The sequence below is a fragment of the Acinetobacter sp. LipI_15 genome, from assembly GCF_058242865.1.
The window spans coordinates 1,351,582-1,372,438 of the sequence record NZ_JBZAYN010000001.1; the positions used below are offsets into that span (position 1 = coordinate 1,351,582).

The following is a 20,857-nucleotide window of genomic DNA, read 5'->3' on the forward strand; positions in this document are numbered from 1 at the left end:
ACTATATATAGCTTTAAAAAATGCTAAAGCATCTAGATAGAGTGCTTTAGCATTTCATTTTTCACCATCTTATTGATTAAGAATAATAAACAATGAAAGTTTTAAAATATCATTTACCTTACATCAAATTGTTCATGCTATTTGTATTAACAGCACTTCCATTTTCTATAACCTTTTCAGCCGAAATTGATGTCCAAAAGACCATCATTCAAGCGAAAAATAACGATAAACAGGCGCTGTATGATTTGGCTGTACTGAAACATATGGGGCTAGAAGGTGTGGAGATTAATCTGCCCGAAGCCATAGCGTTGTATAAACGTGCTTCTGCCTTAGGGCACCGCTCTGCAAATCAAAATTTGGGATTGATATATTACAAAGGTGTCGGTGTAAAAGTAGATTATGTGGAAGCTGCAAAATGGTTTGAGATTGGTGCTGAAAGAAATTTAGAAGATTCAAAGCGTATGCTTTTGATCATGAATAAATATGAACTCATTCCAAGGAATGAGAAAAAATTGGAAAGTCTTTTAATTGAATTTGCAAATAAAGGCAAGCAAGAAGATATCGAACAATTGGCCGACTATTATTACTATACGAAGCAAAATATGCAGCTTGCTGAAAAGCCAACGATGTTGTTGGCTGAACAAGGCTTGGCTCAATATCAGTCCCGTTTGGGTATGATTTATTATCAAGGTATTGATGCAAAGCCTGATTATAAAAAGGCTTATCCGTGGTTTTTAAAGGCTGCGGAAGCAAATGATTTGAACGGAAAAATTAGCGTAGCAAGTTTTTATTTGGGTGGGCTAGGCGTGCAGCAAGATTTTGAAAAAGCTGCTGCATGGTTTAATTCGGCTTATCAGCAAGACCCTGTGAAAACATGTGAAATTCACAGTCTTGTTTTGTCAAAATTGAACAATGAAATACAACAATGTGAGCTAAGTAGAAAACAATAAAAAGCCCCATGGTTAGGGGTTAGTCGTATCACTCGCGTGATACTCATATAAGGCTCATCTCATACTGTGTATATTAAAGCATAAAATTGAAAAAAATGCTGAGTAAATTGACAGTTAAAACTTGGTTGTTTTAGGAAAAAGCGATCGCTATACTTTGCCATGAACATTTGTTCAATTCACTATAACCATAAAGAACTATATTGATGAAAGAATATAAAGTTGTTATCTATCAAGAAGGTATGCTGGGATCTTTGCTGCTTGGCTCTTCAAAAGTTGATCCTGTTAAATTCACCAATTTTTTAAATCAAAATGCACAGCAAGGTTGGGCGGTGATTACGATGGAAAAGGATATCCGTCGTATGCTGCTTTTTTGGAAGCGCGAAGCTTATGTAGTTGTTTTGGAGAGAGAAAAATGAAATACGGTGTCTTTAGTGCACTTATTATTTCAGTTTTATGGGGTTTATTAGCCATCGCTCAATTATGGTTTGAGTTGCTCAGTGTCGAAGTATTTACCAAACTAACCGTCACAGTAGCGATCTTAGAAGCCATCATTATTATTGCAACATTGGTCATACGTGAGTATTTGACAGATAAAAAATTGAAAAAAGATGGCTTTATAGATTAGACCGCATAAATAGGGCGATTGAGTGCTGAACTCAATTGCCCTTAAATTTTAAAGTCATCTTATAGATTAAATCTATATTGGCTCATTACTCAATCATCATGAGGTCAGCACTGCTGGCAGATTTTAATTGTCGTAGCGCAAAAATGGAGCGGGTATGGCGTATACCTTTCATAGAATATAAATTTTTACGTAAAAAACGCTCATAGTGTTCAGCATTTTTAACTGCAACTTTCACCAAATAATCATAATCGCCAGTGACTAAATGTGCTTCTACCACTTCTGGCATATTGGCTAAAGTTTCACTAAATTGATCTAAAATTTCATCGTCGTGACGTTCTAATGTAATTTCAATAAAGAATAATTCATTGATCCCAATCGATTTTGGGTTGATGTTGGCTGTATAGCCGTCGATAATTTTTAAATTTTCTAGACGCTTTAAGCGTGTCCAACACGGCGAAGAGGAGAGACCAACACGTTCAGAAAGCTGGGCTATGGTGAGTCGTCCATCTTCTCTTAATGCGGATAATATTAAACGATCAATTCTGTCGAGGTTGTGTCGTGCTTCACTCATGCCAAAATAGAATATAATTGAGAAAAAATAGTTATATCATTTTTTGCAATGGTCGGCTGATGAAAATAAGTACACTTGGACGTTCAGTGCAGATTTTAAAGATAGAAAAATAAATTATGTAAGGTGTTAGGTAGTGTGATTGAATCTATAAGTAGAAAATCTTGTGCAGACCATAAAAAGACCACTCAGCCGGATTACTGACTGAGTGGCAAAACTTAAGCGTGTAACTGTTGTTCAATGATCGGCCATAAGTTTTGATGTGATGATTTAAACATCAACATATGTCCGATGGCTTTATGACCTGTTTCTTTCGGTTTTAACTCAATCATTTGAGTCGAAGCATTCGGGTATAAGCGCAGCAAGTCTTTGACATTGGCTTCCGTGGCGATTTCGTCATCAGAGCTCCATACGGCAGTGATCGGGCAGCTCACTTGTTGATGAAAATCATGCTGAACAGTTTTGCCTAAGGCATTGATGACATAACCAGGTTTGCTACAAAATTCAGCCCATTCACGAGCTACATCTTTTGGCAAATTTTCACCCATGCCAATTGCATTGGTCGGGCCATAGCCAATGGTATAGCGTGCAATCGGGAAGATCACATTAAACATCACCGGAGCTAAAAGCTTGGTGCGACCTTTAAGATCTTTGACATGACCTGTAGAGCCAGAAACAGCAACCACTTTGGCAACTTTGTCATAATTTGGCACGATACCTAATAATTGTCCGCCTGCGCTATGACCGAGTAATATGACTTTAGGTGCCTGCGTTTTACTGATCAAAGCGTCGATTGCCGCAGGGATATCTAGCTGCCCCCATTGCACAATACTTGCTGTCGATTGTTTTAAAGGGCTGTGTAGTGACTCACCAATACCACGAAAATCAAAAACTAAAACGTCATAGCCTTGTTGGCTCAACCATGTTGCATAACTATTATAAAATTGCTTGGTAATGCCTGTAGCTGGACAAATCAACACAGGTAAAGCCTGTTTTAGGTCTGTCTGGTGCGGATAATAGCGCGCACTCAGTGAATAACCGTCTTGGCAATGAATCGTGAGTTTTTCAGATGATGACATGATTCAAACTTCATGGGTGTGTTCCAATGTCACTAATTTACACAAGTTCCAAAAAGAAACCTGAAAAGAGTATGACTCTAAAGTCATGTCATAACAGGTTTGAAGCAAGTACTATTGCAGTAGGAATACAGATAAAAATAATGCGTGTAATTGAACAATGGATGTAAATTAAAAATGGACATGCTTCAACTTTCGGGTGCAGTAAAAATTGCGATAGTCTTTAGTGGGATTTATTTATGGGTAGGTATGCTCACAGGTGTGTGGAAATATGCACAAATAAGGCAGTCTGAACTGGCACGTGCGCATTATTATGTAGATATCGCACATCGGAGCAGTTTGTTATACGCCCCAGCGACGCTTATTTTAGCGGTATTGGCCTATTTTTCAGCACTTCCACATACACTCAATTTACTCTTTGTAATCATCAATTTGTTCTTTTTTAGCTTTTCGATTTTAAGCTATGTGCTGCATGGCTTTTTAGCTGATACCACCAATCAATTTAAAGTCCCGCACGTCTTAGGCAAATGGCATTTACCTAAATGGATGATGAGTATGGCAATGCTTGGATTGGTGATAGGCGAGTTAATTGCAACACTCGGATTGCTCTTCGGAGTCATCGTTAAATTTTGGTTTTAAACAAAGCAATATCAATTAGAAATGGTTTGCATGAGATTGGAAGCTAATCAAGAACTAAAAGCTTTTAAAGTGCAGACGATGGCTATGTAGAAGAATTTATAAAACAAAATTTGAAGTTAAATAGAATCGAAAATTCATGAGAAAAGGCTGATGATTTTCTGGTTATTTTAGGGATTATTTGTATTGTTTTTTAAAATGGATTGAATAATCGAGAAGGTAGGGGTGGCATCTTTTCTTTTTTCAAGATGGATGATGCCTCATCCATCTTCTAACTTAAAATTCTGTTGATTTTTGCTTTCGATATTTGTGGTCAATGACTGCCCATAAATAAAAGGCTACCGAGACAATAAGAGCATAAGCAAAGTATTCAGGTCTTAAATTTCCTTGTATTAAGCCTTGAATAAGTAGTGTCAGCATGAGAGCAATAGTGGTGCTTGTATAGGTCACCATGTTCTTATTTGCCTTCAGAGCGTTAATGAAGAATTGCTTTTTGAAATGTACTGATAACATCTCCACCCCTCCTTGTTGTTGTTTCGCCAAAACCCATGATTTTGGTCAGGTTTGAACTACTGTTGTACTTCGAAACTAGAAGTATTTCAATAGCAAATGTCATTATTTTGTCATAAAACTATGTTAGATCATCGTATAAGAATAATCATTTTATTCATATACTAAATATTATGAATCTAAAGGTGTTGACTGGTGAGTAAAAGGGTCAATGCATAATATCTATGTATGAATAAGCAATATATATACCAACACGGGTATATCGGCTTTATGACACGAAACCGCCTAGCTTACAGTCATAATCGGGCTTAATCATGGATTTTGTGTACGGTGTATTTTGCAGAAAGTATTTGTATTTTAACTATTATTATATTTTGTAGCCAAAGGGCTGGATTTTTTTCTCATCATGAAAATAAAACTTTATTAAAAAAGTTCAATGACTTAGGATTTTTGCGCTGTAGTAGGACAAATAAATGTCAGTTTGGGTAAAACTCGACAATTATTGGTCGCAGGTAAAATCGTCATTCGGGTAAAACTCCGATTTTAGACAGGTCAAAAAAGGTTATTTTTTAACTTTGTCAATTACAGCAGCAATAATCAGCACAATCGCAGAAGGGATCAGCCATGCTAAATTTTGTTGAGCAAGCGGTAGATTGGCAATAAAGCTTGGAAGTGCATCTTCGAAACCAGCCACTTTTAAACCGTCAAAAATACCGAAAATAAACGCACATGCGGTAACAGGCGCAATAACTCTTGATGGTGAAATAAACCATTTAGAGCAGAAGCTAAGTAGGATAACTGCAATCGCAGGTGGATAAATCGCACTTAAAACAGGTACTGAAACAGCAATGAGTTTGGTTAAACCTAAGTTTGAAATCAGCAGTGAGAAGCCAACTAAAATGAACACAAAAACTTTGTATGGAATTTTAGTCAATTCTGAGAAATATTCAGCACATGCGCAGGTTAAGCCTATCGCGGTCACCATACATGCAACAAAAATCATTGCAGATAGGAAATAAGCGCCCATATCACCAAAAGCATGTTGTACATATGCATGCAGGATCACTGCACCATTTGTTGCATTTGGAGCAATATCATGGCTGCCCATACCGAGTTTGAATAAGCTGATATATACCAGTGTAAGTCCAATACCAGAAATAATACTGGCAATGACAGCATATTTGGTGACGAGCTTACTATCCGTTACGCCGCGTGAAGTAATGGCTTTTACGATCACAATACCAAAAACTAAAGCGCCTAAGGTATCCATGGTTAAATAACCATTGACCACACCTTCTGAAACTGGTGCAGCCACGTAGTTACCAATGGCAGGTGGAATCACACCGGCAGGGATAAAGAACGCAGAGATACCCAGTACGATGAGACCTAAGATCTTGAGTGGTGAAAGGAAATAACCCACAGTATCCAAAATTTTGTTTGGATAAAGTGAAACAATCGTCACCAATGCAAAATAAATCACGCTATAAATTAGCAGACTGTTTGCGCCATTACCAAAATAAGAAGAGAAACCAATTTCATATGAAACGGTAGCTGTACGGGGTGTTGCAAATAAAGGTCCAACAGCTAAGTAACACGCGACAGTAAGGATAATGCTGGCTACTTTACCCAGAGGTGAACTTAAAACTTGAATAGAACCTTCTACACGCGACAAAGCAATAATCGTGATGACAGGTAGGCCAACTGCGGTGATTAAGAAACCAAATGCAGCTAACCAAACATGTTCACCCGCTTGCTGTGCGACAATTGGTGGGAAAATAATGTTACCTGCACCAATAAAAAGTGCGAAGGTCATAAAACCTAAGGCAACAATATCCCGTGTACGAAGACTTGTCATAAAGGGGAGATGAACTGTGAAAAAAGGCAATTTTAGTGCAATTAAGCTCGTTTTTGGAGCAAAATTTATAAATCGTATAGATAGTTTTTATAATACGAATTATGAATATATTGACAGATAAAATAATGTTTTATTTATATTCATGATAAATAAAAGAAATTTATTGTATATAAATTTTTTATAGGAATATGTTTAGCGATTAAGATTTATCAGATATAAATCAATTGTTCTAATTTTCAGCACTAAATAGGATGCTATAAGCCGAATAAATGCAGAAATATTGGCTGAATAAAACAAAAAAAATCTAAAAGGTCTATAATTCGGTGTATTCAAATTTGAGGATATTCAGATGAAAGCTTCCAAAATCACGATTAAAACCGAGCAAGATATTGAAAAATTACGCATTTCAGGTCGTTTAGCTGCTCAGGTTTTAGAGATGATCGGGGAGTATGTCAAGCCGGGCGTGACCACTGAATATCTAGACGATATCTGCAATGATTTTATCGTCAACACACTTAAAGTGATTCCTGCCAACGTTGGCTACTATGGCTATACCAAAACCACCTGCATTTCACCGAATGAAGTGGTTTGTCATGGTATTCCTTCGAAAGAAACCGTATTGAAAGACGGTGACATTATCAATATTGATGTTGCTATCATTAAAGATGGTTATTTCGGTGATACCAGTCGTATGTACTATGTGGGTGAGGTTTCGCCTGCGGCTAAAAAGTTAGTCGAAACTACTTACGAAGCGATGGTTGCAGGGATTCATGCAGTTAAACCGGGAGCAACATTGGGTGATGTAGGCTATGCCATTCAACAAGTTGCTCATCGTGAAGGCTACAGCATTGTACGTGAATACTGTGGTCACGGGATTGGTAAAGTTTATCATGAGCAACCGAGCGTTTTACACTATGGTCAACCGGGTCAAGGTGTCATTCTAAAAAAAGGCATGGTTTTTACCATTGAGCCGATGATTAACAGCGGTAAAGCGCGAACTAAAGAGTTAAAAGACGGCTGGACAGTAATTACCGCAGACCGTTCTTTATCGGCACAGTGGGAACATATGGTTGTTGTGACCGATACTGGTTTTGAGTTGTTATCTCCATGGCCAGAAGGTACAGGCGCATATCCTGCAATCTAAGCTAAATCGCGAATTTAATCCTGAATCTGCTGTATCTAAAGGATTGAAGTTAAATTAAATTGTACAAGTGTATATTTTTTGACTTTAGTCTAATAAGTTGTAGTGTGTATGAGCGTTATAGGTTTTAAGACTAAGAGGTTTTCTCTATAGCTTAATTTATAAGGTTTTGCTTATAACTCTGAAAATCAGTTAGAGCTATTAACGATTTAATAAAGATGTATTTTATTTATATAATATGATTACAGATTCTGCTGTAGTTTCTTAGTTTTTAAGTTTTCGCTTACCCATCACATGGGTAAGCTTTTTTTTTGCTTAAAATTTAGCGTGTTCATGTTTGCTGAGTTTTTCAACTAAGTAATCAATGAATACACGTACAGCAGGTAGTAAGCCACGACGAGATGGATAAACTGCATGGAAAATACCATGTGCAGCTTTCCATTCAGGTAGTACACGAACCAAAGCACCTGATTTCACGTGATCGGACACAATACTGTCGGGTAATAACACCACGCCACAATCTTGGCAGGCCAGTGCAGCTAACATCGATAGGTCAGAGCCCATCACGGTTGGGTTAACTTTGATTTTTTTCTGATGATGCTGTGCATCGGTCACAATAATATGTTGATCGAGATGCTCATCCGCCATACTTAATATTTGATGCTGAGATAAATCTTCAGGTTGTTTGAGTTCACCAAATTTATTCAGATACGCCTGACTGGCAAATAAGTGCTGCTCAATCGTTTCAAATTTACGAATGACTAAATTCGGGTCATCGTCTAGATTTGAACGGACACGTAGAGCAAGATCGAAGCCTTCATTAATGATATCTACGCGGCGATTGGTCACCATCATTTGCACTTTAATTTCTGGATATTGCTTTAAAAATTTAGGCAAAATTTTGGTCATTTCATTTTGCGCGATGGAAACAGGTAAGCTGACTTTAATTAAGCCGCGCGGCTGCGTACTGAGATGATCAACCAAATCATGTGCGGCTTGAGCGGCATTCATCATAACTTGTGCATGGCGGTAGATATTCATACCAATATCTGTAACAGCAAAATGTCGTGAACTACGTTGAATCAGGCGGACACCTAAACGTTCTTCTAAGTTATAGACCCGACGACTCAGTTTTGATTTTGGAATATCTGTTGCACGTTCGGCTGCACTAAAACCACCATGTTCGACCACTTGGGCAAAACAATAAAAATCATCTAGATCACTCAGCACGTTTCTTATTCCATATTTGCAACGATTTAGCTAATTAACTTGAATTGTTTCATGAAGTCAATCACGTTTTGTAGTTTTTCATGTGAGAAAGTTGAGCAAAATTGCCAAGACTAAAGTCGGGTTAACCTTATAATCGTTTCACATTAGCATGACCAAACAATAAATGTGGTGTATACATCTTTTAAATAACCGAATTTGAAGGATGTGATTTGAGTGTCGTCCTGATATATTCAAATAAAAGACCATTATGAAAGAAATTCGACATTAAAGGACAATGTCATGGAATTAAGACATTTACGTTACTTTGTCGCCGTTGTAGAAGAACAGAGTTTTACGAAGGCTGCTGAAAAGCTATTTATTGCTCAACCTCCTTTAAGTCGTCAAATTCAAAATTTAGAAGAAGAGTTGGGTGCACAGCTTTTTGAGCGTGGCAGCCGTCCTTTGAGAACCACCACCATTGGCCGTTTCTTTTATCAGCAAGCCGTGAAATTACTTTCAAATGCAGAAGAAATTAAGCTCATTACACAGCGGGCCAGTGCCACTGAACGTACTATTAATATTGGCTATGGCGGTTCGTTACTCTGTGGTTTATTACCTCGAATTGTTTATTTGTTCCGTCAGCAATATCCACACTTAAATGTAAATTTAATCGAACTGAGTGCAGTTGATCAGATTCAGGCATTAAAAGAAGGTCGGGTTGATGCATGCTTTAGCCGAGTTCGAGTGTCGGATCAGGCGGTTAAACGTGTGCTATTGCGTGAAGAGCCGCTAATTGTTGCGGTGCATTCGAGCCATCCTTTATCTTCACAGCAGCAGATTGCATTAAATAATCTCAAAGATGAGCAGATTTTTATCTATCCAGCAACGGATGGTCAAAGTTATGCAACGCTGATCAAGTCTTTATTTTTAGAATATGGTATGGAGCCGAAACGCTTTAACACCCAAGCAGATTTGCAGCAATCACTAGGCATGGTTGCCGCAGGCGAAGGCATTTGTATTGTTCCTGAATCTGTACAAATTATGCAGTTTAGGCATGTGAATTATGTGAAATTATCGGATAGTGCTGCCATTAGCCAAATTTATTTGATCGTGCGGAATGATGATGAAGGCGAATTGGCGCGTCCTTTATTTGACTGCGTCTACCAAGTGTATGATTTGGAAGCAATTGAATACGATCGTCGGGTTTTCTAACACTTGTTTTAACATTAAAAACAATTTGATTTTGAAATTAATTTTTAAGTTACCTATTAAGTAAAACATCCTGTATATAAAAAAATAGGTTCAATCTTGAAAAGTAATGAGCCTATTTTTTTATTCAGTCTTATTAGAGCGCTTGTTTTAAGAACTTGGTGATTTCACGGCTAAATTTGACCGGTTCACTGAGTAATGGCGTGTGTCCCGATTTTTTAAAAATAATCTGCTCTGCATTGGCTAGACTGTCAGCAATAATTTTTTGACCTTGAGCAGGGTAGAGGATCGATTTTGCCCCTGTGAAAAAAGTTGTTGGTGCGGTGAGTGCTGCAATGGCTTCACGATAATCTTCAGTATGGTTTAAATAATTTTGAATATACCAATATAAATAGGCCACACTTTGTGAGGGTAACATCAGCTTCTGTAAAGTTGGTTGTTGATATGCAATACGGAAAGCGGATAATGCATAAGGATTGCTATTTTGTAAGTCTATGAACCTTAACCAAGCGTCGACTAGACCTTGACGGTCATGTTTATTCATCTGCTGTGCAAATGGCACGGAGAGGTTGGTTGCAAGTACCTTCGAGATGTCTTCTAAAATACTTAAAAACTCATTGTGGCGTTTGCCATATAAACCATATTGCCAATCTGCATCTACTCGTATTTTAGGCGTTTGATCGATGTGCAAATAACGTTTAATTTTTTCAGCAAACTGACCGTATTTTAAACCGTGCATGGTGGTCGTTGCCCCCATGGAGTAGGCAATCACCGTGATTTTATCGTAACCGAGCTGGGAAACTAAGCTGTCAATATCTCGCCAATGGCTTGAAATGGTGTCCATATTTGGAATTTGACAAAGTTTAGAGCCGCCAAATCCACGCCAGTCTGGAATGATAAATTTAAAATGCTTTCGGTGTTGATATAGAAAAGGGTGCCATTGCCAACTTTGCATGCCCAGTCCAGATAAAACCAGAATGGGTTCTCCTTGACCATATTCACGAACATACAGTTGTTGCTGATCGGGCATTGTATAGTGTGGCATGCGGCTTCCTATTTATTTTTTGTTTTAGCGATTAAACTTATGCAACTGTGGAATGATGGTTTCAAGCCATTTGATCCAACCGATTTCCAAATCAATCCCAAGCTGTAAAATCATTTTATGAATGTACAAAGTACGGTCTTCATCATGCGCATGTGCAAAGTCTTTTGCAAAAATAGACTGGTACACTTTTAGTTTTTCTTTGTGAATTTCAAGATGGCGCTCTAATTCGGGTAATACGCCATTTGTACCCAGCTGAGCTTCTGCACGTAAACGAACCATCAACTCTTCACGTAATTGAGCCGGAGGGCTTTGCTCAACCATCCAATTGGCTAATTCAACACGTCCAAGTTGTTCAACTTGGTAGGTTTTTTTACGGGTTGTGCTGTGCTCATCTTCAATAGTGCTGATCCAGCCTTTTTGCTGCATGCCACTGAGTTCACGGTAGATTTGCTGATGTGTCGCATTCCAAAAAAAGCCCATAGAGCGGTCAAAACGGCGTGCAAGGTCGATTCCTGTACTCGGTTTTTCAAGTAAGCTCGTGAGTAAAACATGGGCTAAAGACATATATGGCTCAGTCAAAATAGTTTTGTACTTTTTATTATGCAACATGTTGCATAAAAATCAAATCTCGCATATAAATTAGTGCAACAAGTTGCAAAAATCTTGTATACGTAGATGGAAATAGAAAGCTCGTATACAAGCGAAGATAAAAATAGCCAGCTTTTCAGCACGCTAAGGAGAAAAAATGTCAAATTATCCAAATTTATTGGCACCACTAGATTTAGGTTTTACAACGCTAAAGAACCGTGTATTGATGGGTTCTATGCATATCGGTTTGGAAGAAGCACCGGGTGGTTATGAACGCATGGCAGCTTTTTATGCAGAGCGTGCGAAAGGCGGTGTAGGTCTGATTGTAACCGGTGGTATTTCTCCCAATGATGATGGTGTGACATTTGCTGGTGGTTCAAAATTAGACTCTTTAGAAGAAGCGGAAAAGCATAAAGTGATTACGCAGGCGGTACATGATGCTGGCGGTAAAATTGCGATGCAGATTTTGCATACAGGTCGCTACTCGTATCAGGCCAATAATGTTGCACCTTCATCTATTCAAGCACCAATTAACCCTGTAAAACCGCAAGCTTTAAGCACAGCAGACGTCGAACGCACGATCAATGACTTTGCTCGATGTGCTCAGTTAGCACAGACAGCGGGTTATGACGGTGTAGAGGTCATGGGGTCAGAAGGTTATTTAATTAATGAGTTTATTGCTGCACGTACCAACCACCGTGATGATGAATGGGGCGGCAGTTATGAAAACCGTATTCGTTTTCCAATCGAGATCGTGCGTCGTACGCGTGAATTAGTCGGTGAAAATTTTATTATTATTTATCGTCTTTCTATGTTGGATTTGGTTGAAGGCGGTTCGACTTTCGAAGAAGTTGTGCAACTTGCAAAAGCCATTGAAAAAGCTGGTGCAACCATTATCAATACCGGTATTGGTTGGCATGAAGCGCGTATTCCGACCATTGCAACCAAAGTGCCACGTGCTGCATTTACATGGGTGACTAAGAAATTAAAAGGTATTGTGAATGTTCCTTTAATCACCTCAAACCGTATTAACACTCCTGAAATGGCTGAGCACGTACTTGCTTCGGGTGATGCAGATATGGTGTCCATGGCACGTCCAATGCTGGCTGACCCACGTTTTGTGGAAAAAGCAGAACAAGGTCGTAGTGATGAAATTAATACCTGTATTGGTTGTAACCAAGCCTGCCTAGATCATATTTTCTCAATGAAAATTGCAACATGTTTGGTTAACCCTCAAGCCTGCTATGAAACTGAACTGATATTTAAAGAATCTGCACAGGTGAAAAATATCGCTGTGATTGGTGCGGGACCTGCAGGTTTAAGCTTTGCAACTTATGCTGCAGAGCGTGGTCATAACATAACTATTTTTGAAGCATCGAGCCAAATTGGTGGACAGTTTAATATTGCGAAAACGATTCCTGGTAAAGAAGAGTTTTATGAAACGCTGCGTTATTTCAAACGTAAAATAGAACTATTGCCTCAGATTAAATTGGTATTGAACCATACAGCAACGTATGAAGAATTAGCTCAGTCTGATTTTGATGACATCGTGGTGGCGACGGGTGTAACACCGCGTCAGTTAGATATAGATGGTATTGATCATCCAAAAGTATTGAGCTATTTACAGGTATTACGTGAACGTCAACCTGTTGGCAAACGTGTAGCAATCATTGGTGCAGGCGGTATTGGTTTCGATACGGCTGAATATTTAACGCATGAAGGTGAAAGCGGTAGCCTCAATCCTGAGAAATTTTATGATGAATGGGGAATTGATACCACTTATGCGCAAGTCGGTGGCTTGAAACATCCAGAAGTCGAAGAATCGCCGCGTGAAGTGTATTTATTGCAACGTAAGGCTAAATCGGTTGGTGCTGGCTTAGGTAAAACCACGGGTTGGATTCACCGTACAGGTTTGAAACACCGCGATGTGAAAATGATTGCGGGTGCAAGCTACGACAAAATTGATGATCAAGGTTTGCATATTACCGTTGATGGTCAATCACGTATTTTAGATGTTGATCATGTGGTGATTTGTGCAGGTCAGGAATCCTATACCGCGATGTATGAACAGCTACAAGCAGATGGGAAAAATGTGCATTTGATTGGTGGTGCGAAAGAAGCAGGTGAGTTAGATGCTAAACGTGCCATTCGTCAAGGTGCAGATTTGGCTGCGGTGATTTAATCAGCCTCATACTAAACCACGACAACTTCATTCAATTTAATATGCAGTTGTCGTGCTTCCTCTCCATTTGGGAGAGTAGTTTGAGGAAAGGGAAATGATTCATCAAAAAAAAAGGACATAAACATGACTATTGAAACAACAAAAAAATCTGTTGCACGTTGGCACGAAATGCTCGACACACGGGATATGAATATTTTAAATGAACTCTTGGCAGAGGATGTGGTGTTTCGTTCACCTGTCGCGTTTAACCCATATCCAGGTAAGCCTGTAGTAACTTTTATTTTGACCAATGTGATTCAAATTTTTGAAAATTTTACCTATCACCGTGAGTTTTACTCAGAAGATGGTTTAAATGTGGTGCTTGAGTTTTCTGCCAATGTTGGCGAGAAAAAGTTAAAAGGGATCGACATGATTCAGTTTAATGAACAAGGACAGATGATTGATTTTGAAGTCATGCTCCGTCCGAAAAGTGGGTTGGAAGCATTGGCGGCGAAAATGGGTGAGCGCATTATGCAATATCAGCCTTAACTCTGCTGTTTTTAAAATGCTCATCTCAGAATGATAAAAAGCATGATGGATATTGTCATGCTTTTTGCTTATGAGGCTTAAGCAAACAAATATTGCTAGCTAGATACGGTTTTTTAGATGCGGTTTTTTATGGACATTGTCTGCCAAAGTGAAAAGATGGAAATGATTTGCTGTGGTGCGAAGCGAGGTGAAGGTAGGGTCAATGAATAATGTGATGCATAAAGGGCGTCAGGCTCTTTTAAATTTTGTAGATCATGCAATCGGTGCAGAATTACCACAGCTTTATTATCATCCTGAAGGGCAAATGAAACATGTGCTGCCGAAGTTAAAGCAACTACATGAAAAATATCGCCCTACGCCTTGGCTGTCGAATACCCACGCACATTTACTATATTTTGATGTCATTAAAAAGCGTCAAGTGAAGCTTAAATATGATGCTATAGAGCAGCTAACCATGGCTGATGGAGGGATCACAGCCATTGCATGGTTGGGTTTGGATTTACCTGCAGATGTGCCAACTGTGGTGCTCATGCATACAATTACGGGAACGCCTGAAAGTATGCGGGAAGTGGTTCGGGATCTTCATCTATATACAGGTTGGCGTATTGCACTTTGTCTAAGACGCGGTCATGCCAATTTACCTATGCCTGTTGCCAAAATAAACTTATTTGGTTCAACCGATGACTTACGTGAACAGATTGCCTTTATTCAGCAGAAATTTCCCGCATCGAGTTTGTATGGCGTCGGTTCATCTGCAGGAACGGGGCTATTGGTCCGCTATTTAGGCGAACAAGGTGATGAAACACCACTTAAAGCGGCTTTTGCTTTATGTCCGGGCTATGACACTGAGCTTGGCTTTAAAAATGTCCACCCTTTTTACAGTAAAATGATGACTAAGAAGCTCTTTCAGAAATTTGTAGAACCCTATTCTGCAACATGGTCAGCAACACCCTCTTTAATTGATGTATTGAAAAGTAAAAATCTGGCACAGTTTGAACGTGCATATTTTCAAATGGCGGGTTTTGCAGATTATGAAAGTTATGCCAAATCTACCAACCCAATTTATGTATTTGAAAATCTTAAAATTCCTTTGATGATTTTAAATGCCGAGGATGATCCTGTTTGCCATATTCAAAACTTTGAGCCCTATAAAGAATTAATTCGTTCTTTGCCGAATGTGGTGGTGGTGACCACCAAAAAAGGCAGTCACTGTGGTTATTATGAAGGTTTAGTGGAAACCCATTCATGGGCAACCAAATTGATGGCAGATTTTTTAAAGTTATATGCGAACTAAAAAATAGCCTACTTTGGATAGGCTATTTTAAGTGTGTGTTACTCGGCTTGTGCGCAACATGCAGTTGTTTGAGGTTTAAGCTTCATCTGTATCAATACTAAAATCAACGCTATAGCACTTAGGGTGGCGCCTGCATAAGATACTGCAGCATAGCTTAGGTTTAGATTTAGCACTGCGGCACCAGCAACAGCGCCCAAAGCATTTCCAAGATTAAATGCACCGATGTTCACTGAAGAAGCGAGGCCTGGTGCATCGTGAGCGACTGTCATAACACGCATTTGTAAAGGTGGTACGACTGCAAAAGCTGCTGCTCCCCAGATGATTAATGCAATCGCCGCGCCAATGGTGGTTGTTGCTAAAATTGGAAATAACAGCATCATTAGCATCAGTAAGACTAAAAAGCCAATCAAGGTTTTATCTAAAGATTGATCTGCAAACTTACCACCGAAATGGTTACCGATTGAAAATCCGATCCCGATTAAGACCAACATGAAAGTGATAAGCTTAGGACTTGCATGGGTAAAGACTTTTAAGCTTGGTGCGATATAGGTATAGAGCGCGAACATCGCTCCAGCACTCATGACTGTGGTTAGCAGTGCTAAAACAACAGGCATGCGTGTTAATACTGTTAACTCTGCTCGTACATCAGGTTTTTCGGTCTGTTGCTGATGGGGTAGTGCTTTCCATAATGCCAACATGGTGATGATGCCCAGTAAGGTGATGGCCGCAAAAGACATACGCCAACCGATATTTTGACCCACCCACGTTGCGAGGGGCACACCGCCAATATTGGCAATGGTCAAGCCCATAAACATCATAGCAACAGCACTGGCTTGTTTATCTTTCGGCACAACACTCGCTGCAACGACAGAACCTAAGCCAAAAAATGCACCATGATTTAAACTAGTCACCAAACGTGCAGCCATTAAACCAAGATAATTGGGTGCAATCGTTGCCAAAATATTACCGATGGTAAAGATTGCCATCAGTAAAATAAGGGCAGTACGTTTAGGAAAACGTGCTAACCATAAGGTCATTAATGGGGCACCAATCATTACGCCAACGGCATAGGCACTAATCAGTAAGCCCGCTTGAGGAATAGATACCGATAAATCTGCTGCGATTTCAGGCAAAAAACCCATCGGTGAAAATTCAGTGGTACCAATAGCAAATGCACCTACGGCTAATGCAATTAATGGAAAATTGAATTTCATATTAAATATCCCAAACTGGAGCAAGTTCAGGTGGGTTCACTTCACGCGCATTTCTGTCGAGTGTGGCAATGGCCTGCATCTGTTCAGGTGTTAAGTGAATGTCTTGAGCTTTTAAATTACTGATTAAATGTTCACGTTTGGTTGATGATGGAATCACGGCATAGCCTTTTTGCAGTGCCCATGCGAGTGCAATTTGGGCCGAAGTGACTTGGTGTTCGGCCGCAATATTTAACAGGGTTGGGTCTTGCAAAACTTTACCATAGGCCAAAGTCATATAGGATGTGACATCTATAGTGTTCGCTTGTAGGTAATTGACCAAGTTTTGATTTTGCAAATATGGACTAAGTTCAATTTGATTGGTTGCAATATTTTCCAGCCCGATGTGATCAATGGCTTGTTGAGTGAGCTCAATATTAAAATTAGATACACCAATATATTCAGTCAATCCTTGTTTTTTTGCCTCAAGTAAATGTCCCATTAATTCAGGAATATCGACTCCAAGTGCAGGTGCTGGCCAATGAATAAGTGTAAGGTTAACTGCATTAGTCCTCAATTTAATTAAACTGTCTTTTAGACTGGGTATTAGTTTGTCGGCAGCATAATTTTCAGTCCAAATTTTCGTGGTTAAGAAAATATCAGCTCGATTGACCTGACTTTCATGGATTGCATGGCCTACTTCTGCTTCATTACCGTAAATTTGTGCGGTGTCTACAGCACGATATCCAAGCTCTAAGGCTGTTTTAACTGAGTGAATGACAGTATCACCTGTCAAACGGAAGGTACCGATACCAAATTGAGGAACAATCATCAGGAATTCTCTTTTTTGAATTGATGCTATTGTGCTGCTAATTTTAATGAAGAAAAATGCATGAGTTTGGAATATATTATTGATTAAAAATCACGAATTAGAATATGCAATGAAATCGACCATTGAGGAGCTGCAGGCTTTTACTGTTATTGTAGATAGCGGCTCTATTATCAAAGCAGCAGAAAGACTGGATCAAACAGCATCTGGTGTCAGCCGTGCATTACAGCGTCTGGAATCTAAATTAAATGTAACCCTGTTGGAACGAACAACCCGCAAAATTAAGCTGACGCAAGAGGGGCAATTATTTTTAGCTAAAACACGGCGGATATTGAATGATTTGAGTGAAGCGGAAGATTCTCTGCTGAAATTAGATGCAGATACTTCGGGGGTGGTGCGGGTCGATTCTGCGATTTCGTTTATTCTGCATATGATCGTTCCCTTGATACCAGAATTTAATGCACGTTATCCGCATATACAGATTGAATTGGTGAATCATGATCAAGTGATTGACTTATTAGAGCATAAAGCAGATGTCGCAATTCGCTTTGGAAAATTAAGCGACTCCAGTTTGCATGCAAAACTTATCTACAAGAGTCGACTGTGTTTGGTGGCGAGTCCTGAATACCTTCAGCAGCATGGACGTCCGCAAAATGCTGAAGAGCTAACCGCACATGCTTTACTTGGATTTAGTCAAATTACCCATATGAATACTTGGCCGATCCAAGTCGCAGGGAAGCCCCTGACGATCCGCCCGAACATCAAGGCGTCAAATGGTGAAACGATACGCGAGCTTGCGATTCATGGGATGGGCATCGCTTGTCTTTCGATTTTTATGTTAGAAAAAGATATTGCAGAAGGACGATTGGTACAACTTTTAGACGATCAAATTGAGCCACATGAACAGCTTATTCATGCTGTCTATTATCAACAAGAGCATTTACCGAAACGTGTTCGTTTATTTATTGAATATTTAGCTGAAAAATTACAAGAATAGTTGTGAGAAAAACAGTGCATCGTCGGGTACAGATTTTTATTTACATAGAAACAATAAAAAACCCGACTTTTGCCGGGTTTTTTTGATCATTTGTTTGATAAAACTTCGATCTTAGTTCTCTAAAGCTGGTGTTGCAGCAGCAATGGCAGCAGCCACGGCGTCATCTTCAGACTGAGCAGAACCTGAGTTTTGTTTAGGTTGAGCAGCTTGTGCAGGTTTTTCTGCAGCTTTAGGCGCTTCTGCTTTTGGAGCAGGAGCTTCTGCAGGAGGAGTAGGTTCACGACGAATTTCAGTTGTTGTATTCGGTGTCTCTTCACGAATCACTTCAACTTGCTGTTGAGTCGTTTCTTCAACAACTGGTTGTTCTTCAACTGGTTCTAATTGTGTAGGTACAGATGCTGTTGGTTCAGATGTTGCAACTTCAACCTGTTCCTGTTCTTCTTCTTTTGGTGCTTCTTTTTTTACACATGCTGTAAGAAGTAGACCTGTTGCGATTGCACCGCAGATTAAAAGTTTCTTATTCATAATTACACAAAACAAAAAAGTGTGGATTGGATAAATGCATTATAACAGCAAATAAGAATATAGAAATGATAAGAACTTACTCTAAATTTTTATGATAATTGCTGTTACAATAGCCAATTGTTAATTGTTCTATGAATTGATGCGTAATGACTTTGCTTTCTTGGTACAGAGTAAAGTAAAATCGCACAACATTGTAGGCCAATTTAGGCTCCATTGTACGAGAAACTTAATGACCCATTTTATTTTCGTTACTGGTGGTGTTGTATCATCACTAGGTAAAGGTATTTCAGCTGCATCAGTGGCTGCGCTTTTAGAAGCCCGTGGTTTAAAAGTAACCATGGTAAAAATGGATCCATACATTAATGTCGATCCAGGGACTATGAGTCCATTCCAACACGGTGAAGTTTTTGTCACAGAGGATGGTGCTGAAACTGACTTAGACTTGGGTTATTACGAACGTTTCTTGCGTCGTGCGAAAATGACCAAACTGAACAACTTTACTTCAGGACGAGTGTACCAAGATGTCTTGAATAAAGAACGTCGTGGTGACTACCTCGGTGGTACAGTTCAAGTTATTCCACATATTACTGACAATATTAAAGAACGTGTTCTTCGCGCAGGTGAAGGCTATGACGTTGCGATCGTTGAGATCGGCGGTACAGTAGGTGACATTGAATCTCTCCCATTCATGGAATCTGTACGTCAACTTATGGTCGAACTAGGTCATAAGCGCACAATGTTAATGCACTTAACTTTACTCCCATATATTAAGTCAGCTGCTGAATTAAAAACTAAACCAACTCAACACTCTGTAAAAGAGCTTTTGTCGATTGGTATTCAACCAGACATCCTGATCTGCCGTACAGAGCATGATGTTGATGCTGACACTACACGTAAAATTGCGTTATTTACGAACGTTGAAGCACGTGCAGTTGTGGTATGTAAAGATGCGCGTTCTATTTACCAAATTCCACGTACTTTCTATGAACAAAACGTTGATGATTTAATCTGTGAACGTTTTGGCTATAACGATCTTCCTGAAGCTGATTTAACAGATTGGGATAATGTTGTAGATGCATTACTTAACCCTGAATACACAGTACGTGTCGCAATGGTTGGTAAATACGTTGAACTTCCAGATGCTTACAAATCTGTAAACGAAGCACTTTTACATGCTGGTATTCAAAACCGTGTCAAAGTTCAAATCGACTACGTCAATGCAGAAGAACTTGAAAGCCAAGATGTAAACGACGTATTAAAAGACGCGGATGCAATCTTAGTGCCGGGTGGTTTCGGTGAACGTGGTACAGAAGGCAAAATGAAAGCGATTCGTTTTGCACGTGAAAACGGTGTGCCATTCCTTGGCATCTGTTTGGGTATGCAGTTGGCTGTGATTGAATATGCGCGCAACGTTGCGGGTATTAGCGATGCAACTTCTACTGAATTTAACCGTTCTACAAAATCACCATTGATTGGTCTAATCACTGAATGGTTAGATGAGCGCGGTGAAGTTCAACAACGTAATGCAGATTCTGACTTAGGCGGCACAATGCGTCTGGGTGCTCAAAAATCTGAATTGGTTGCAGGTACAAAAACTGCACAAGTTTACGGTTCTGAAGAGATCGTTGAACGTCATCGTCACCGTTATGAAATGAACAACCGTTATATCCCAGTGCTTGAAGAAAAAGGCATGAAGATTTCAGGTTATTCTCCAGTACAGCGTCTCGTTGAAACTGTTGAAATTCCTGAACATCCTTGGTTTATTGCTGTACAATTCCATCCGGAATTTACAAGTTCACCACGTGATGGACACCCATTATTCGCAGGCTTTATTGATGCTGCTAAAAAGCAGTACCAAAAAGCGAAATAATGTGTTTTTGACTAAACCAGGAAGAGTTTA

The 20,857-nt window shown here is 39.3% G+C and carries 21 protein-coding genes; 11 read left to right on the forward strand and 10 right to left on the reverse strand.

From position 1 onward, the window contains the following. Positions 1-92 precede the first annotated feature (92 nt). From AC4CU0_RS06485 to AC4CU0_RS06495, 3 genes are all read left to right on the forward strand, one after another. Positions 93-950: a tetratricopeptide repeat protein gene (locus AC4CU0_RS06485; protein ID WP_490742734.1), complete on the forward strand. Its 858-nt coding sequence runs from the start codon at positions 93-95 to the stop codon at positions 948-950. A 203-nt stretch (positions 951-1,153) separates the two neighbouring features. Then, entirely contained in the window at positions 1,154-1,366 is a 213-nt protein-coding gene (locus AC4CU0_RS06490) for a DUF4177 domain-containing protein (protein ID WP_078193931.1), read from the forward strand. Then, on the forward strand, positions 1,363-1,575 hold the full coding sequence (locus tag AC4CU0_RS06495) for a hypothetical protein (RefSeq protein ID WP_490742735.1): 213 nt from the start codon (positions 1,363-1,365) through the stop codon (positions 1,573-1,575). Before AC4CU0_RS06490 ends, AC4CU0_RS06495 begins: the two co-directional genes overlap by 4 nt. 85 nt (positions 1,576-1,660) lie before the next feature. Here AC4CU0_RS06495 and AC4CU0_RS06500 read toward each other — a convergent pair whose 3' ends face one another. Then, the gene (locus tag AC4CU0_RS06500; RefSeq protein ID WP_078188537.1) at positions 1,661-2,146 is read right to left on the reverse strand and encodes an Lrp/AsnC family transcriptional regulator; all 486 of its coding nucleotides are present in this window, start codon (positions 2,144-2,146) and stop codon (positions 1,661-1,663) included. Positions 2,147-2,361: 215 nt separating this feature from the next. Beyond that, positions 2,362-3,222 (reverse strand): alpha/beta hydrolase family protein, encoded by an 861-nt coding sequence (locus tag AC4CU0_RS06505; RefSeq protein WP_490742736.1) that lies wholly within the window; start codon positions 3,220-3,222, stop codon positions 2,362-2,364. A gap of 174 nt (positions 3,223-3,396) precedes the next feature. Between AC4CU0_RS06505 and AC4CU0_RS06510 the strand changes: the two genes are divergently transcribed. Further along, a complete protein-coding gene (locus AC4CU0_RS06510) occupies positions 3,397-3,858 on the forward strand; it encodes a hypothetical protein (RefSeq protein ID WP_180107444.1) in 462 nt (153 codons plus the stop codon). A gap of 273 nt (positions 3,859-4,131) precedes the next feature. Here the strand turns inward: AC4CU0_RS06510 and AC4CU0_RS06515 are convergent, their stop codons facing one another. Together AC4CU0_RS06515 and brnQ are read right to left on the reverse strand one after the other, a co-directional pair. Continuing rightward, positions 4,132-4,368, reverse strand: a complete 237-nt coding sequence (locus tag AC4CU0_RS06515; RefSeq protein WP_078188534.1) for a hypothetical protein — start codon at positions 4,366-4,368, stop codon at positions 4,132-4,134. A 559-nt stretch (positions 4,369-4,927) separates the two neighbouring features. Next, on the reverse strand, positions 4,928-6,220 hold the full coding sequence (gene brnQ / locus AC4CU0_RS06520) for a branched-chain amino acid transport system II carrier protein (protein WP_180162632.1): 1,293 nt from the start codon (positions 6,218-6,220) through the stop codon (positions 4,928-4,930). Positions 6,221-6,569: 349 nt separating this feature from the next. On the opposite strand from brnQ, the gene map reads away from it, so the two are divergent. Beyond that, complete coding sequence (gene map, locus AC4CU0_RS06525) at positions 6,570-7,364, forward strand: type I methionyl aminopeptidase (RefSeq protein WP_078188532.1); 795 nt, start codon at positions 6,570-6,572, stop codon at positions 7,362-7,364. Between the two features lie 312 nt (positions 7,365-7,676). On the opposite strand, the gene AC4CU0_RS06530 is transcribed toward map, so the two are convergent. Then, entirely contained in the window at positions 7,677-8,591 is a 915-nt protein-coding gene (locus AC4CU0_RS06530; RefSeq protein ID WP_490742737.1) for a LysR substrate-binding domain-containing protein, read from the reverse strand. Positions 8,592-8,870: 279 nt separating this feature from the next. Between AC4CU0_RS06530 and AC4CU0_RS06535 the strand changes: the two genes are divergently transcribed. Beyond that, positions 8,871-9,782 carry a LysR family transcriptional regulator gene (locus AC4CU0_RS06535; protein ID WP_078188530.1) on the forward strand — a complete coding sequence of 304 codons (912 nt, stop codon included), beginning with the start codon at positions 8,871-8,873 and terminating at the stop codon, positions 9,780-9,782. A gap of 133 nt (positions 9,783-9,915) precedes the next feature. Here the strand turns inward: AC4CU0_RS06535 and AC4CU0_RS06540 are convergent, their stop codons facing one another. Both AC4CU0_RS06540 and AC4CU0_RS06545 read right to left on the reverse strand, forming a co-directional pair. Beyond that, positions 9,916-10,824, reverse strand: coding sequence for an alpha/beta fold hydrolase (locus AC4CU0_RS06540; RefSeq protein WP_490742738.1), 909 nt, complete (start codon positions 10,822-10,824; stop codon positions 9,916-9,918). A gap of 24 nt (positions 10,825-10,848) precedes the next feature. Further along, positions 10,849-11,388 carry a PadR family transcriptional regulator gene (locus AC4CU0_RS06545; protein WP_180022122.1) on the reverse strand — a complete coding sequence of 180 codons (540 nt, stop codon included), beginning with the start codon at positions 11,386-11,388 and terminating at the stop codon, positions 10,849-10,851. Positions 11,389-11,569: 181 nt separating this feature from the next. On the opposite strand from AC4CU0_RS06545, the gene AC4CU0_RS06550 reads away from it, so the two are divergent. The 3 genes from AC4CU0_RS06550 (at position 11,570) to AC4CU0_RS06560 (ending at position 15,416) form a co-directional block, all read left to right on the forward strand. Beyond that, positions 11,570-13,594, forward strand: coding sequence for an oxidoreductase (locus tag AC4CU0_RS06550; protein WP_490742739.1), 2,025 nt, complete (start codon positions 11,570-11,572; stop codon positions 13,592-13,594). 123 nt (positions 13,595-13,717) lie between these two features. Next, complete coding sequence (locus AC4CU0_RS06555; RefSeq protein WP_121532411.1) at positions 13,718-14,122, forward strand: nuclear transport factor 2 family protein; 405 nt, start codon at positions 13,718-13,720, stop codon at positions 14,120-14,122. Between the two features lie 202 nt (positions 14,123-14,324). Next, a complete protein-coding gene (locus AC4CU0_RS06560) occupies positions 14,325-15,416 on the forward strand; it encodes a YheT family hydrolase (protein ID WP_180022124.1) in 1,092 nt (363 codons plus the stop codon). Between the two features lie 38 nt (positions 15,417-15,454). On the opposite strand, the gene AC4CU0_RS06565 is transcribed toward AC4CU0_RS06560, so the two are convergent. Next, complete coding sequence (locus tag AC4CU0_RS06565) at positions 15,455-16,630, reverse strand: MFS transporter (protein WP_490742740.1); 1,176 nt, start codon at positions 16,628-16,630, stop codon at positions 15,455-15,457. Position 16,631: 1 nt separating this feature from the next. Next, positions 16,632-17,438 carry a 2,5-didehydrogluconate reductase DkgB gene (gene dkgB, locus AC4CU0_RS06570; RefSeq protein WP_490742741.1) on the reverse strand — a complete coding sequence of 269 codons (807 nt, stop codon included), beginning with the start codon at positions 17,436-17,438 and terminating at the stop codon, positions 16,632-16,634. Positions 17,439-17,547: 109 nt separating this feature from the next. Between dkgB and AC4CU0_RS06575 the strand changes: the two genes are divergently transcribed. Beyond that, positions 17,548-18,432, forward strand: a complete 885-nt coding sequence (locus AC4CU0_RS06575; RefSeq protein ID WP_490743470.1) for a LysR substrate-binding domain-containing protein — start codon at positions 17,548-17,550, stop codon at positions 18,430-18,432. Between the two features lie 111 nt (positions 18,433-18,543). Here AC4CU0_RS06575 and AC4CU0_RS06580 read toward each other — a convergent pair whose 3' ends face one another. Next, positions 18,544-18,957, reverse strand: coding sequence for an internalin (locus AC4CU0_RS06580; RefSeq protein WP_168378628.1), 414 nt, complete (start codon positions 18,955-18,957; stop codon positions 18,544-18,546). Positions 18,958-19,186: 229 nt separating this feature from the next. Here AC4CU0_RS06580 and pyrG point away from each other — a divergent pair, with 229 nt between their 5' ends. Beyond that, the gene (gene pyrG / locus AC4CU0_RS06585) at positions 19,187-20,827 is read left to right on the forward strand and encodes a CTP synthase (protein WP_078188523.1); all 1,641 of its coding nucleotides are present in this window, start codon (positions 19,187-19,189) and stop codon (positions 20,825-20,827) included. Positions 20,828-20,857 lie beyond the last annotated feature (30 nt).